The following is a 13376-nucleotide window of genomic DNA, read 5'->3' as shown; positions in this document are numbered from 1 at the left end:
AGGAACAATTCTAGCTTTAAAGACTAGATCGAGCCTACTTAGAAACTTCCGTCCATGCGGTACCTGTACAACCCACACTGTCAGCGGCAACCGTTGCATAGGCCGTGACAGCTGCTGCACCGGCCGCTGTTCTTTCGCACAATACCGCCGCAGTTGTTCTTTCAGTTGCTCCTGGAGGCTGAATTAAAGCTACTTTTCCTGCGTATGCTTTGAGCGCTTCGCCTATGGGTTGTGCGACATTTCCCACCTCTGTAGCATTTGTAGCAGGTGCTATGGGATCGAGCGCGTATGTATAGTTTTGAGTCTGCGTTTTTATGCCAAGATTCAACTCGCCAACAGATGTGGCAAATCTACCATTCTCTGCGTAGACAGCTTGTTGAGACCTGTTCATGGAACCGATATACTGCTTAGCTTCTGACTGCTTAGCTTTGTTGGCTTGGTTCAAGAAGGAGGGTAAGGCAATGGCCGACAAAATGCCGATGATGATGATAACCACCAGCAGTTCAATTAGGGTGAAACCCTTATCCCGCTTCTGATTGAGGTGTTGTAGAAATTTAGCTTTCAATTCAGTTTTCATCTGTTATTTCTCCAAATCGCGTGAGATGCTTGATTTTTGACTCCTAAGAGTAACTTACCCCTTTTCAATAACTTTCATATCACTCGCTAACCAAATTTTTGAGCAGCATCAAACCGAACGCTCGAAAAGTATGTATAGAAAGACTTCTAGGCTACTAAGGAGTTCTTTAACTTCCTCAAAAGCTTTTTCTGGCTTAGCTTGCTCAAGAGTGATAGGATCTAGGGGTCTGAGTTTGAGCCAACGCTCTACAAGACACATGACCGACTGTGGCCGATCTTTTTCCCACAAAGGTAGTAGGCAAGCCGCCATCATACTATCTACCGTAATTGGTACTAGCGTAGGCAGACTTACGTAGCGGCTTATCTCGAAAACTTTGTGATTAGTGATAGCATTCACTAGATCGTTTTTTAACTCAGGTGTTCTGAGTTGAGGGTGCAGATAAACTCGAACTTGCTGCCAGTCAGATTGCGTCCATTCATAAACCTCTTTAAAAGATTGAGCTTGATTAGGATGACCACACCAAAAGTCAATCAAGCGATTGACCGGGTGCAATAACTCAAATAGGTGTAGTCGGAGATCAACAGGGAGATCCGGCAAGCTCATCGCCAAAAATGCGGGCAAGTTTTCGGGATTTTTGAATAAGTCTGCTAACTCCCATTGTCGCCAATTCACCATGCTGATGAATTCTAAATTCGCTTCCCTTAAAGCTGCAAAAACTTCTGGAATCGTGTAGCCTTTATCGCCTTGAATAAGATAGTTTGCCAGCAGCCATTGTTCATTTTTTTCTACTGGCAAATTCCAAGTTCTTGCCTTGATCGCTACATTATCTTGTAATTCTTCTATAATTTCTTTAGCGATACCTATTTCCATTTCTCTGGGGTTTTCTTCTAATAAACCCATTATTTTAAATACTTTTTGAACGGCATAATAAGAAGCGCGTTGGAGAGAACTATGAAGGTTAGCACGAATGATGCCATCTGGCTTTAAAACCGCTTGCAGTGCCTTAAGACCGACCACAGGATCGGGTACTAAATAAAGGACATCATCACAGTTGATATAGTCAAACTTTAAACCTAAATCGGGTAAATTCTCAAGGGGTAGAGCATAAAAATCAGTGTTATTGAAACCGTGATATTGTAACCGCTGTCTGGCCAACTTGACCGACTCCTCAGATATATCTACTCCTATAATTTTGGCACCGGGGTTGGCTTCTGCTAACATCAGAGATTTGTAGCCACTGCCACAGCCCGCATCTAAAATCATTTTACCTTCAGTATCTATAACTTTTTGATTTCTTAAATAGTAAGCTGTTACCAGATTATGAATATAGAGAGATTGATAGTCTGTTTTGGGAGAGTAGTCGAGGGGAATTTTAGGGTAAGGAGCTTGGTCAAATTGTTGACGAATTTTCTCGATTAACTCTGATTCTTGGTTATCCATTCTCAATCAAGCCTAATATTACCAAATTACCTGGTGAGACATTCCTATTCTAAAATAGAAAGGCATCCGAGCCGCGCCGTCTGGGGCAAAATCTATCGCCCCCAATTTTCCCACCTGCTGCCATATTGTATCACCAAAGACCTATTCTATAAACACCAACACCGGATTTATCCTGGAAGTATTCCCGATCTCGATCGCCCTCTCCCTCGCCATCAAGTACCGCGGCCCCCTTCTATCCATAACCTCAACGGCTGCGATCGCCCTCATCGCCGTCTTTACCCCCAATATCATTCTAGCTGCACTCCTAGGCTGGCGAACCCAACATACTCAAATCAAGTTAAGCATAAAAAAATAGGTGCGATCGCCCTAACCAGAAATCCCCCTCCTAAACTCCCTCATCGCTTCCACACTCGAAGCCATCAGCAAGCAGCGACACAGTAAATTAATATCTAAATCTGGCAAAACAACACTTGAAGAAATTTTTTCGTAACCCTCAGATCCCAAGCGATACATAGCCAATACACCATCCTCCCAGAACCAGACTTCAGGAACTCCCAATACTCGATAGCGCTGCAATTTTTTGACAGTACCGCTAGTGAAGATAACTTCGATACATAAATCTGGGGGATAATTTGGGGTTATGCGTCGGCCAATAAAATAAGATTCATCAGCTTGTGCAGATACTACCCCTTCCTTTTCTTGGGTAAAGCTTCCCGTAGGGGCAAACTCAATTTCATTTTCGGCGCAGTAGATAGCCAGCAGCGTACAAATTGTCCGACTAAAAAATTCGTGTTCTGGGGAAACTGCCAATATTTCTACCTCTCCTTTGTAATAAAACAACCTCGTCCCTGGGGAGTCAGAAAACCCCTGTTCAATTAGCTTGAACTGTTCCCAGCTAATCCCGGACTGAATGAACCGTTGGTCTCGTGGCTGTAAGAGTGTCTGTGTCATCATGCAAACCTCAATCAAGTTCTGGGTTTAAAACAACATTTATAAAGCATTAAATACTGTTAACGTTATTTATGTGATAAGTTTAGATTACCTTTTTTTCCAAAAGTGCGAGCTATCGATAAGTAGATAAGCTGTTGCGGCATTTAAATTATATGTCAAAAAACAATCAAACTTTTGTGGGGAGTAGGGTTGGGCTTTGAGCAACGCCCCGAATATACAATTTAAATGCGCGACAGCTTACCAGACTTTCAAGTCGGCATAATGTCGTCGAGTCTCAGTTGTAAATTTGGAAACAGGTAAGAATAAATAGTATCTCCCAAGCGATATTGTTGCTGCTGGTATGCACCATTAACCAACTGGCAGACCGTGAAAGTCGGTTGCTTTGGGTTGCCGATAAATTGCCAACCACCTAAGCCACGAAAGTCCACAATCCAATATTCTGGGATATTCAAGAAAGCGTATTCTTCCACTTTTCTGGCATAATCATCTTGCCAATTAGTGCTGACTACTTCAGCAACAAGCTTAATGGTACTACCGTTACAAATAACTGGTTCTTTTTGCCAAAGGGGTTCTTGACAGAGTTCTGATTTATCTAAAACAACTACGTCAGGACGCAGCGCTGTAGCTTCAGCATATAATGGTTTGATTAGACAATTTTTTGGCACCAACCAGTTGAAGTTATCCCGAAAGATTTCGACATAAATTCTACCCGCAATGCTCCCGGCAACAGCTTCGTGAGGGCCAGTAGGTTCCATGTCTCTGAGTTCTCCGTCAATTAGTTCATAGCGTGTATTATCCCCATATTGGGCGATAAACTCCTCAAAGCTAAGTAATTTGGGTGTGGTATAGATCATAGATCGTGTTTTAACGGGATGTAATTTAATTGTAAGTTTAGTTAAAATCGGCGTCCTGGCAAAAAAACAAAGGTTTGGTACTTTGCTCTCAATCCTGCCCCTCTCCTAATCTTCTATTACTTCCGGGCTTAGCACAAACTTGCGATAATAGTCTCAATCCCTAATTATATAACCAACTACCACGTCCATGAACACCAACATCAGCCCCATCCTCAAAGTATTCACCCTTTCCGCCGCCCTTTCCCTGGCCATCAAATATGCAGGGCCTAGCTTATCCATACCTTCTACCGACCTCAACGCCCTCATCGCCGTCTTTACCCCCAGTATCATCCTAGCTGCTATCCTCGGCTGGCGATCGCAACAACAGCAGCAGTAGATACGCCATCAAAAAGTGCGATCGCTACTTGGTCTTTAGACTGTGTTTTTGCCCAAATCTTAATTCCCCGTACAGCTTATCACAAGCAAACTTGAGGTACTCACCATGATTCAAACCATAACAGAATTAGTAACATTCGATGAATTCATTGACTGGTATCCTGAAAATTCCGAACACCGTTACGAACTGCACAATGGAGAAATTGTTGAAATGCCAAAAGCAACAGGTAAACATTCTAAAGTTGCCGGTTTTACCAGCGGCTGGTTATTTCTCGAAATAGAACGCTTAAACCTACCCTACTTCATCCCCAAAGAATGCGTCATCAAACCCATGCGCGAGGAATCGGGATATGAACCAGATATTATTGTACTTAACGAACAAACCATTGGAAACGAGCCGCGATGGGAAAAATCATCAATTATCACAATGGGTTCATCAGTCCCCCTAATCGTCGAGGTAACTAGCACTAATTGGGGTGATGATTATGCCCTAAAGCTTGAGGCATATGAGTCAATGGGTATTCAAGAATATTGGATTATAGACTATCTAGGATTGGGCGGCAGACGGTTTATTGGCAACCCCAAACAACCCACTTTTTCGATTTACCAACTAATTGACGGGGAATACCAAGTCAAACTGTTCAGAGGCGGCGAGGGTATTGAGTCCCCAACTTTCCCAGAATTGAAGCTGACAGCGCAGCAGGTGTTCGCAAAAGGGAATTGAGGAGGCTGCTTATACTGATGTCCGAGTAGGGGTATCTGATTAAAGATGCGATCGCCCGCATCTAAGGTATCTTATAGAGATGCGATTTATCGCTTCTGGGCTGCATAGCAATTACCAAGCTGCAATTCCAATACCCTATTCCTCAATCTAAAATCTAAAATCTAAAATCTAAAATCTAATGAAGCTAGGACAGTGGATGGGCTTATTAGCCCTCATCGCATCTTGTTACATCCTGTGGCAAATCAGGCAGGCTCTACTGCTGCTGTTTGCCGCCGTCGTCTTAGCCACAGCCTTAAACAGACTAGCGCGCTACTTGCAAAAATTTAGACTCAAAAGATCGATCGCTGTACTATTATCAGTTAGCTTCCTAATCCTGGTATTCGTAGGCTTATTCCTGATAATTGTACCGCCTTTTACCCAACAGTTTCAACAACTTACCCAAAGAGCCCCTCAAGGAATAGAAAGATTAAATCAGTGGATTGATCAATTTGAGGGTCGCTTTTCAGGACAATTTGGCCAGCGGCTACCAAATCTTGATGTTAACGACATCATGCAACAACTGCAACCTTTATTCAACCAACTCGTCGGCGGTGCAGGAGCCTTTGTCGGCAACACATTAGGCGTTATCCTCAGCTTTTTGCTAGTCATAGTTTTGACATTGATGACATTAGCAGAACCTCTATCTTACCGCAAAGCATTCATCCAACTATTTCCCTCTTTCTATCGGCGACGAGTCGATGGCATCTTAGATGAATGCGAAATAGCTCTCGGTCGATGGGTCATCGGCGCTTTAATTAGCATGAGTGTCATCACTTTTCTGAGTTTAATTGGTTTGTCAGTATTGCAGGTTCCCCTAGCTCTAGCTCACGCTGTTTTAGCCGGCTTGCTGAACCTAATACCCAATATCGGTCCTGGTTTGAGCGTCATTCCTCCAGTGACGATCGCACTTTTAGACTCTCCCTTAAAATCCGGTTTTGTGCTTATCCTCTACTTTCTAATTCAACAATTTGAAAGCAACCTCCTCACCCCTTACGTTATGGCACAGCAAGTATCACTGCTGCCAGCAGTAACATTAATAGCTCAAGTATTCTTTGCCACCTTCTTTGGATTTTTAGGCTTATTGCTAGCTCTCCCCCTAACCGTTGTAGCTCAAGTTTGGATTAGGGAAGCCCTAATTAAAGATATTCTAAACCAGTGGAGTGCCAGTCCTAAAACCTTAGCAGCAATCGATTCTGCTATCCATGAAAAACATGAATCTCTAGGAGTCGCCGAAAGCCTGCCAGAAAAATATTTACCAGAACAGAAACCAGACATCCCCGATCCGGCTGAAAATGAGGCTCCTGAAAATCAATAGTTAAGGTTCATAATGACTTCACTCCTGATTAATTCCAAGTTATAGGACAAAAGTATTCACTCTGAGCAAAAATGTGGTACGAACACCCTCAACTAACTATCTTCAAGCCTCGCATTTTCTATCGGATATCTGCCTGCGCTAAAAATCTGTTTAACCGTCAAATTCAACTGCCCTAATGTGGGTGAAACAACCCTATCACTCCCCCGAAACTGAGTGACTTGATACTCACCGTCAACCAACTGGTAAACAGAAAAAGTAGGTTGTTTAGGATTGCCAATATAGCGTCGCCAACCAAGTCCCAAATAGTCCGCAATCCACTACTCAGAAATGCCCAAAGCTTCGTAGTCAACCAATTTGTAGCCGTAATCATCCCGCCAATTGGTACTGAAAACTTCGACAATTAGCCGGACAGAACTACCCATTGTAATGATAGATTCCTTTTTCCATCTCGGTTCGCTGTCCGTCCCTTGCCTGTCCAAAACGATCGCATCCGGTTCGTAGCCAGATAGCTCGTTATTAGCTTTGACAACGCATTCTTTGGGAACGAAGCAAGGAAGTCCTAGTCGTCTGATTTCAAAGTTGAGTTGAGCGACAAGGAAGCCCGCTACTTCTGAATGTTCTCCGGTTGCTTTAGGCATCTCAACAATAGTTCCATTGTGCAGTTCGTAACGGTTTACCGAATTTTCAGGATACCAGTCAATAAATTCATCGAAGGTGACTGGTTTTAATATCGCTTGATTCATGGCGATCGCTCTTTATTTTATTTATAATATAATCCAGATATCTGTTATAGCATTTTGCTGTGTTATCAAACTGAGGTCGATCGCCAAAACAGCATTCGCTCGATCGACATTCCATCAATCCAAAGTCAATCCAAAATCAAAATCACTCCAAAATCAATCAATTCAAAATCTAAAATCCAAAATCTAAAATCTAAAATATATGAGATCGATCGACGAAATCAACGATAAAATCAGCCAGGGCAAAGCCACAGTCTGGACAATCGAAGAACTCAAAACTAGAGTTCAAGAAACCAGCATTACCCAAGCAGCCAAAGAAGTCGATGTGATTACCGCAGGCACATTCGAGCCGATGGAATCCTCCGGTGCAATCATCAACCTCGGCCATACCGACCCGCCGATCAAAATCCGCCAATGCTGGCTGGACGGGGTTTTAGCCTACTCCGGCTTCGGGGCAGTAGACCTGTACCTGGGAGCCACCCAAGTAGCCGAAGACGGGGAAGAATCCCGCGAACGGGGCGGCGGACACGTCATCGAAGACTTAATAGCCGGCAAACCCGTGCAGTTGCGAGCCTTGGGGCAAGTAACAGACTGCTACCCCCGCGCCTCCTTTGAAACCACGATTACCCGCGATACAATCAACCAGTTTTATTTATTCAATCCCCGGAACGCATATCAAAACTTTATTGTTGGCGTCAATGGAGGCGATCGCCCGCTGTTCACCTACCTCGGTCCCCTGCAACCAAACCTCGGCAACGCCGTCTACTCGAACCTTGGAGCCATGTCTCCCCTGCTAAACGACCCCGACCTCGAAACCATCGGCATCGGCACCCGCATCTTCCTAGGAGGCGCCACCGGCTACATCACCTGGGAAGGAACCCAGCACTTCCCGCTGCAAAAACGCCAGCCCAACCGCACCCCCATCGGCCCGGCCGCCACCCTCGCACTAATCGGCGACGCCAAACAGATGAACTCCAAATGGGTGCGCGGCTGCTACTTCAAAAACTACGGCCCATCCCTGATGCTGGGAGTCGGCATCCCCTTTCCAGTCTTAAACGAAACAGTCGTCGCCCACTGTGCAGTATCCGACAAAAAAATAGTAGCGCCGGTGGTAGATTTCTCTATCCCCCGGCGCGTTCGTCCCACCTTCGGTTTAGTCAGCTATGCTCAATTAAAGACTGGCCGCATCCTGATAGAGGGCAAACCTGTGCGGGCCGCCCCCCTTGCGAGTATGTTTCTCTCCCGGCAAGTAGCATTGGAATTGAAGCAGCAAATTGAAGCGGGTCAATTTACCCTTACGGCCCCAGTTGCTCCCCTACCCACCGACAGAGTATTTCTCCCCCAAGATTTGTGGGGGGCCCAAGTGAGGCTGGAATAGACATTCGCTAAACTAAAGTCACGGATTATACAGCGTATTCCAGGTTTATAAAATACACCTCAGAAACCGGGTTTCTTTACAGTTCTCGCATCCTTACTGATTCTGTTGCTCGAAACCCGGTTTCTTGCGATCTACATCTACATAGAATATGCTGTAAATATGTCATTTATGCGTCCTGGAATGACATCGGAATGACATTAAGGGTGCGATTGTCCCCGCTGGCGAGGCACCTTAGAGGGAGCGAAATCAAAGCGATCGAAATTATATCGGTTCTGACCCAATTTTCCCGCTTATTCTACAGTCTGAGAAACTGGCCGACAGCCAGACAATATCGAGTGCAAATTGACAACATTTCCGATTACCGCGATCGCAGGTGCTGCAAATCCGATCGCCTCAACTTGCTCTACAATTGTACCCAAAGTCCCGATCAATTCTTCTTGTTCCGGCCGCGTTCCCCAGCGCACTAACGCTATTGGCGTTTCTGCACTCAATCCTGCATCTGTTAACTGGCCGATAATGTAAGGCAAATTGTGGATTCCCATGTATACTACAATGGTTTCCGAGCCACGAGCGATCGCCTGCCAATTTACTTCCGGTCGATATTTTCCCGCTGATTCGTGACCGGTGACAAAGGTGACAGAAGAACTGTACGATCGATGTGTTAGAGGAATTCCCGCATAAGCAGGGGCCGCAATCCCAGAAGTTACGCCGGGGACGACTTCTACTGACACTCCCGCTTTTACCAACTCTTCCATTTCTTCGCCACCGCGACCGAAGATAAACGGATCGCCGCCTTTGAGACGAACTACGATCGCATTATCTCCAGCTTTTTCTATCATTAACTGAGTGGTTTCATCTTGCATTAACGAGTGACGCCCTTTGCGTTTTCCCGCATCAATTCGTTCTGCTTGGGGGTTGATTGCTGCCAAAATTTGAGGGCTGACTAAAGCGTCGTAAATGACCACATCCGCGCACTCTAACAGAGCTTTTCCCTTCAAGGTCATCAAACCCGGATCTCCGGGCCCCGCACCTACTAAATACACTTTTCCTAAAGACATTTTTCTTTCTTCCTTTACCTCTTCTTTGCCTCTGCGGTTCATTTTTGAATTAAATTCCCAATTAAGTCTGCTAATTGTACACTTGCGCCTAGAGGATTTGCGAGATGAAGTTCTGCCGCAGGAAATTGCTGCTTTAGCTGTGCGACATTTTTGGCGATCGCATCTGTAATTCCTCCATTAAATAAGAAGTATGGCACAATCCCTATTTGCTGCTGTCCACCACGAACCAAACTGTCAATTTGCTCTGACAAACTCGGCTTTACCGACCAATAAGCTGTCAGCGCACCGAGTTTGCTAGCGATTTCCTCAACTGTCGAGTTACCTCCGGGGCGACGGCTGCCGTGAGATAATAAAATCCATTTTGGCAATAGCAGATTGGGGAGAAAAGTCACCTCTTCCATCTGACTTTTTACCAATTTTGTTAAGCCTGCTTCCTGGGAACCTAAATGCGGGCGCAATGCAATTTTTAGCTTGTCACCAAAAGTTTTTTGGGCAATTTCCACCTCTGCCGGTATGTCTTCGGCGACGTGAACTCCCGGCAATAAAAATACAGGCAGTATTTGCAATTCTGTCACTCCCAGCGACAGGGTACGATCGCCAAAACTGCAAATTTGTTCGTGCAGCGGTGCGGGGCCTAGTTCTAAGGTGGCGGTTGCGACTGCGGGGAATGAGTCAGCCAAATTTTGAGACAGCAGTTGACCTAGGTTTTCCAAAGCTTGTTGGGGTCTGGGGTCGCGGCTGCCGTGAGAAACTAATAAATAGGTCGATGATCGCAATTTCAATATAGATTTGATGTTAATGTTCGATCGGGATTTCAAATAATTATAACACCGTAGGGCCCGTGACTTAAAAAATCCTCAACACAAAAGTTCGATATCCTAGGGTGCGTGACTGGAAAATCACTCAACACAGGGCTTAAAGTTTCTAAGCCGCCACCTTACAAAAGAAGGTGCGCGGCTTAAAAATCAATACGGTTCATTTAAGGAAAATGTTGGGTTTCGTTCCTCAACCCAACCTACGCACAGGGCTTAAATATTCTAAGCCGCCCACCTTACAAAAGAAGGCGGGCGGCTTAAAAATTACTTAATACTGGGCTTAAATCTTCTAAGCCACACACCCTAAACAACTCTCAAATTAACCTTTTGGAGCGGGATCGGCAATGTATTTGAAAGTAGGTTCCGAGTTCCAAGGACCGCGTTCATCCTTGCCATTTGTTGACAAGTTAAAGTAGAGATCCACAGTGGAATCTGGCGGAATATTGCCGAACATCGGATCGGTGAGTTTACCCAGCGATTCCAGAGCTTTCATGAACATCTGAGTGTGAGAAATTTCGCGAGTCAGCAGAAACTGCAACGTTTTTTTCGTTCCCATATCCGGTGCTAGTTTAATCAATTCTTCGTAGGTTTGGCGAGCTCCTGCTTCCGCACCGATATCAGCGCGCAAATCGCGCACCACATCCCCGCCTTCGTTGATATAAGCTGCTGTCCAAGCTTGACCTTGGCTGTCCAACAAGTGTGGGCCTACACCGCGCACCGCAAACAAGGTGCTTTTGTAAGCTTCTGTTTGGTCAACGTTTTTGGTGTGCATTTCTATCAGTTGGCCCACCATTTCTAAGTGGCTGAATTCTTCGATCGCAATATCTTGAAGCATATCCTTAATCCCTGGATTTTCACAGTGGAATGACTGGACCCAGTATTGCAAAGCTGCTGTGAGTTCTCCGGTTGCTCCGCCAAACTGTTCTAGCAGCAATTGGGCAAAACGGGGGTTTGCTTCGTCTACTGTGACGGCAGCCATTAATTCTTTTTTATGAAAAAACATGGATCGGTACCTCTTTTTAGTTCTGTTGTTAAAGTCTCAAAGATCGCAGACTTTATCTGTGTTCGCCTTAATCCATTGTGCGACAAACGATCGCACCGAGCCTCGGTCGATGGATACATCTAGCTCGACAAATTTCTCTGCTTTCAGGTAGAGTTTAAATATGAAATTTTACTTACTGAGTCGGTAGACCAAATTACAATTTAGGAGCAGGATTATTGTCGCACTCGGTTAATTTTGCTGACAGGGCATCGAGATGCCGCAGCCACTGAATGCCGCCAACCCAACTGCGAGAGGGGAGGTGTCCGATTGGTGCTTGCTGACTAAATTTAATCTGCCCTAAAGTATTAGCAGAATTGTAGGTTTGCCAGTTGACCCGATCGCAAAATCTGATATAGTCTCCCTTAACGCTTTCATAAATCTGCTTTTGGACGCTGAAGCCAAACCGACCTTGACTGTAGTGCAGCCACAGGCGATCGAGTGTTTGCAATTCTTCGCAGGGTAGCTGGTAAATTTGGCTAATTTCTAGCTGAGTTCCCGGTTGCTGGGAAAGAGATTGACACATCAGAACCCAAGTTTCGCGATCGGCTTCTTTCCACTTTTTGTTTGACAAAAAATCCCGCAGTTTGGTACAATCTACTCCCCGTGCAGAAATTAGAGATTGGTCGAGATTTGAAGTAACAGATAAGGAAAAAGTTTCTGCGGAATTGGCGACGGATTTTGTCGGTGAAATCGGAGAATCAGAAGTTTGTAGGGCGCTGAGATCAGTTGAGTTGTCGCTATTACTGGGAGCAGGAGCGATCGGCTTTTTGGGCGAAAGCAAATTTGGATCGCAAATATCTAAAGCTGCTTGGATATCTTGCAAAACTTCCGTAGCAAAACTGTACCGCTGATTGAGACGAGTTTGCAACAATTTATCTAAAATTTCACCTAACTCATCGCTAATACTCGTGGCTTTGGGGAGAAACTCGCGCCACCACCAGCGCTCGTTGTTGCAGTCGTACATATCCAAGGGAGGAACTTGCGTCATCAGGCGAATGCAAGTAACACCTAAACTGTAAAGGTCGCTAGCAGGAAATACTTTGCCACGCATTTGTTCGGGAGCTACATAATCTTGACTGCCAATGAGCGTTGCGGGACGGAGTATCGCTGTATCAGTCATTAGTTTGGCAATGCCGAAATCGATCAATACGAGTTTGTTATCCGACTGGCGGCGGATGATATTTTCGGGTTTGATGTCGCGGTGAATGACGCGCTTGTCGTGGATAAATTGCAGCACGGGCAATAAGTCTTGCAGCAGTTGCCAAATTTGATTTTCATCGTATACACTCTGGTCTAATTCTTGTTTGAGAGTCGGCCCATCTATAAACTCTTGAACTAAATAAATACGGTCTTCTTGTTCAAAGCCCGCTAATAATGTCGGGATTTGCGGGTGTTTTCCGAGTTCGTCTAAACGGACGGCTTCTTGACGAAATAATTCAACGGCTTTGTTGAAAAGTTCGGGGTCACGGTCGTAAAAATAAAATTGCTTGACTGCACAGCGGGGTAGAGATGGGATGTCTTCATCAATTGCTAGGAAAGTTTTACCAAATCCGCCTCTACCTAAGAGTTGAATCGGGCGATATCGCTGTCTCAGCAACAGGTTAAAGCCGCAGTTTAAGCAAAATTTGGCGGTGTTGGAGTTTTGAGGATTTTGACATTCTGGGTTGACACAGTAGCTCATATCGATTTTAGATTTTAGATTTTAGATTTTAGATTGCGGACAAGACTTTTTTTTAAACGAAGCGCGAAGATGCGAAGCTACGCGAAGGAATAGGGAAGAGAGAAGAGAGAGAAGAAGAATGGTTGATAACTCATGCAGTGTGGGATACGCTGTCCCGCTTCTGGCGTTGTATTTTTCGGGTGGGCGGGACACCCCACAAGCTTTCCTCTGAGATGTTGCACAATTCTCAATAAGGCTTTTAGGGGCGGGCTAGAAGAGCCCACCCTAAAAGAAATTCATTCTTTGTGGAACAGGCATCTTGCCTGTTCTTGAGAATTGTGCCAGAGGTGAGTTTTATCAAACTGGAGTGTAAAATTTAGATGCACCTGGGCTGATAAGGCTATTTTA

Annotated in this window: 13 protein-coding genes and 1 pseudogene; 4 read left to right on the top strand and 10 right to left on the bottom strand. The window is 45.0% G+C overall.

All coding sequences use genetic code 11. From position 1 onward, the window contains the following. Positions 1 to 34 precede the first annotated feature (34 nt). The 5 genes from QUB44_RS06050 to QUB44_RS06030 all read right to left on the bottom strand — a co-directional run bounded on the left by QUB44_RS06050 (position 35) and on the right by QUB44_RS06030 (position 3822). A complete protein-coding gene (locus tag QUB44_RS06050) occupies positions 35 to 577 on the bottom strand; it encodes a type IV pilin-like G/H family protein (protein WP_333364355.1) in 543 nt (180 codons plus the stop codon). A 108-nt stretch (positions 578 to 685) separates the two neighbouring features. Beyond that, positions 686 to 2017: a class I SAM-dependent methyltransferase gene (locus QUB44_RS06045; RefSeq protein WP_333364352.1), complete on the bottom strand. Its 1332-nt coding sequence runs from the start codon at positions 2015 to 2017 to the stop codon at positions 686 to 688. Between the two features lie 141 nt (positions 2018 to 2158). Continuing rightward, positions 2159 to 2308 (bottom strand): hypothetical protein, encoded by a 150-nt coding sequence (locus tag QUB44_RS06040; protein ID WP_333364347.1) that lies wholly within the window; start codon positions 2306 to 2308, stop codon positions 2159 to 2161. A gap of 75 nt (positions 2309 to 2383) precedes the next feature. Further along, the gene (locus tag QUB44_RS06035; RefSeq protein WP_333364344.1) at positions 2384 to 2971 is read right to left on the bottom strand and encodes a Uma2 family endonuclease; all 588 of its coding nucleotides are present in this window, start codon (positions 2969 to 2971) and stop codon (positions 2384 to 2386) included. Between the two features lie 245 nt (positions 2972 to 3216). Continuing rightward, positions 3217 to 3822 carry a Uma2 family endonuclease gene (locus QUB44_RS06030; RefSeq protein ID WP_333364341.1) on the bottom strand — a complete coding sequence of 202 codons (606 nt, stop codon included), beginning with the start codon at positions 3820 to 3822 and terminating at the stop codon, positions 3217 to 3219. Positions 3823 to 4009: 187 nt separating this feature from the next. Here QUB44_RS06030 and QUB44_RS06025 point away from each other — a divergent pair, with 187 nt between their 5' ends. The 3 genes from QUB44_RS06025 (at position 4010) to QUB44_RS06015 (ending at position 6275) form a co-directional block, all read left to right on the top strand. Next, positions 4010 to 4198 (top strand): hypothetical protein, encoded by a 189-nt coding sequence (locus QUB44_RS06025; protein ID WP_333218384.1) that lies wholly within the window; start codon positions 4010 to 4012, stop codon positions 4196 to 4198. 105 nt (positions 4199 to 4303) lie between these two features. Further along, positions 4304 to 4921: a Uma2 family endonuclease gene (locus QUB44_RS06020; protein WP_333157010.1), complete on the top strand. Its 618-nt coding sequence runs from the start codon at positions 4304 to 4306 to the stop codon at positions 4919 to 4921. A 178-nt stretch (positions 4922 to 5099) separates the two neighbouring features. Continuing rightward, a complete protein-coding gene (locus QUB44_RS06015) occupies positions 5100 to 6275 on the top strand; it encodes an AI-2E family transporter (RefSeq protein ID WP_333364339.1) in 1176 nt (391 codons plus the stop codon). Positions 6276 to 6367: 92 nt separating this feature from the next. Here QUB44_RS06015 and QUB44_RS06010 read toward each other — a convergent pair. Further along, positions 6368 to 7018 (bottom strand): annotated as a pseudogene (locus tag QUB44_RS06010) (Uma2 family endonuclease). Positions 7019 to 7217: 199 nt separating this feature from the next. Here QUB44_RS06010 and QUB44_RS06005 point away from each other — a divergent pair. Continuing rightward, positions 7218 to 8393 (top strand): homocysteine biosynthesis protein, encoded by a 1176-nt coding sequence (locus tag QUB44_RS06005; protein ID WP_333164497.1) that lies wholly within the window; start codon positions 7218 to 7220, stop codon positions 8391 to 8393. A gap of 290 nt (positions 8394 to 8683) precedes the next feature. On the opposite strand, the gene cobA is transcribed toward QUB44_RS06005, so the two are convergent. From cobA to QUB44_RS05985, 4 genes are all read right to left on the bottom strand, one after another. Next, positions 8684 to 9493 carry a uroporphyrinogen-III C-methyltransferase gene (cobA, locus tag QUB44_RS06000; RefSeq protein ID WP_333036885.1) on the bottom strand — a complete coding sequence of 270 codons (810 nt, stop codon included), beginning with the start codon at positions 9491 to 9493 and terminating at the stop codon, positions 8684 to 8686. Beyond that, positions 9490 to 10233, bottom strand: a complete 744-nt coding sequence (locus QUB44_RS05995; protein WP_333364336.1) for a sirohydrochlorin chelatase — start codon at positions 10231 to 10233, stop codon at positions 9490 to 9492. Before QUB44_RS05995 ends, cobA begins: the two co-directional genes overlap by 4 nt. Before the next feature lie 352 nt (positions 10234 to 10585). Then, entirely contained in the window at positions 10586 to 11269 is a 684-nt protein-coding gene (locus QUB44_RS05990) for a manganese catalase family protein (protein ID WP_333364333.1), read from the bottom strand. Between the two features lie 193 nt (positions 11270 to 11462). Then, the gene (locus QUB44_RS05985; RefSeq protein WP_333364330.1) at positions 11463 to 12989 is read right to left on the bottom strand and encodes a serine/threonine-protein kinase; all 1527 of its coding nucleotides are present in this window, start codon (positions 12987 to 12989) and stop codon (positions 11463 to 11465) included. Positions 12990 to 13376: the final 387 nt, after the last annotated feature.

It is taken from the genome of Microcoleus sp. AT3-D2 (genome assembly GCF_036705715.1).
GTDB lineage: Bacteria > Cyanobacteriota > Cyanobacteriia > Cyanobacteriales > Microcoleaceae > Microcoleus.
This window is presented reverse-complemented; position numbering and strand designations above follow the sequence as displayed.

Bases quoted from the DNA above. Each gene is read 5' to 3' on its own strand.
- QUB44_RS06005 (WP_333164497.1), top strand. From the start codon at position 7,218: ATGAGATCGATCGACGAAATCAACGATAAAATCAGCCAGGGCAAAGCC.
- QUB44_RS05985 (WP_333364330.1), bottom strand. From the start codon at position 12,989: ATGAGCTACTGTGTCAACCCAGAATGTCAAAATCCTCAAAACTCCAAC.
- QUB44_RS06020 (WP_333157010.1), top strand. From the start codon at position 4,304: ATGATTCAAACCATAACAGAATTAGTAACATTCGATGAATTCATTGAC.
- cobA (WP_333036885.1), bottom strand. From the start codon at position 9,493: ATGAACCGCAGAGGCAAAGAAGAGGTAAAGGAAGAAAGAAAAATGTCT.
- QUB44_RS06040 (WP_333364347.1), bottom strand. From the start codon at position 2,308: ATGATATTGGGGGTAAAGACGGCGATGAGGGCGATCGCAGCCGTTGAG.
- QUB44_RS06035 (WP_333364344.1), bottom strand. From the start codon at position 2,971: ATGATGACACAGACACTCTTACAGCCACGAGACCAACGGTTCATTCAG.
- QUB44_RS06045 (WP_333364352.1), bottom strand. From the start codon at position 2,017: ATGGATAACCAAGAATCAGAGTTAATCGAGAAAATTCGTCAACAATTT.
- QUB44_RS06030 (WP_333364341.1), bottom strand. From the start codon at position 3,822: ATGATCTATACCACACCCAAATTACTTAGCTTTGAGGAGTTTATCGCC.
- QUB44_RS05990 (WP_333364333.1), bottom strand. From the start codon at position 11,269: ATGTTTTTTCATAAAAAAGAATTAATGGCTGCCGTCACAGTAGACGAA.
- QUB44_RS06015 (WP_333364339.1), top strand. From the start codon at position 5,100: ATGAAGCTAGGACAGTGGATGGGCTTATTAGCCCTCATCGCATCTTGT.
- QUB44_RS06025 (WP_333218384.1), top strand. From the start codon at position 4,010: ATGAACACCAACATCAGCCCCATCCTCAAAGTATTCACCCTTTCCGCC.
- QUB44_RS06050 (WP_333364355.1), bottom strand. From the start codon at position 577: ATGAAAACTGAATTGAAAGCTAAATTTCTACAACACCTCAATCAGAAG.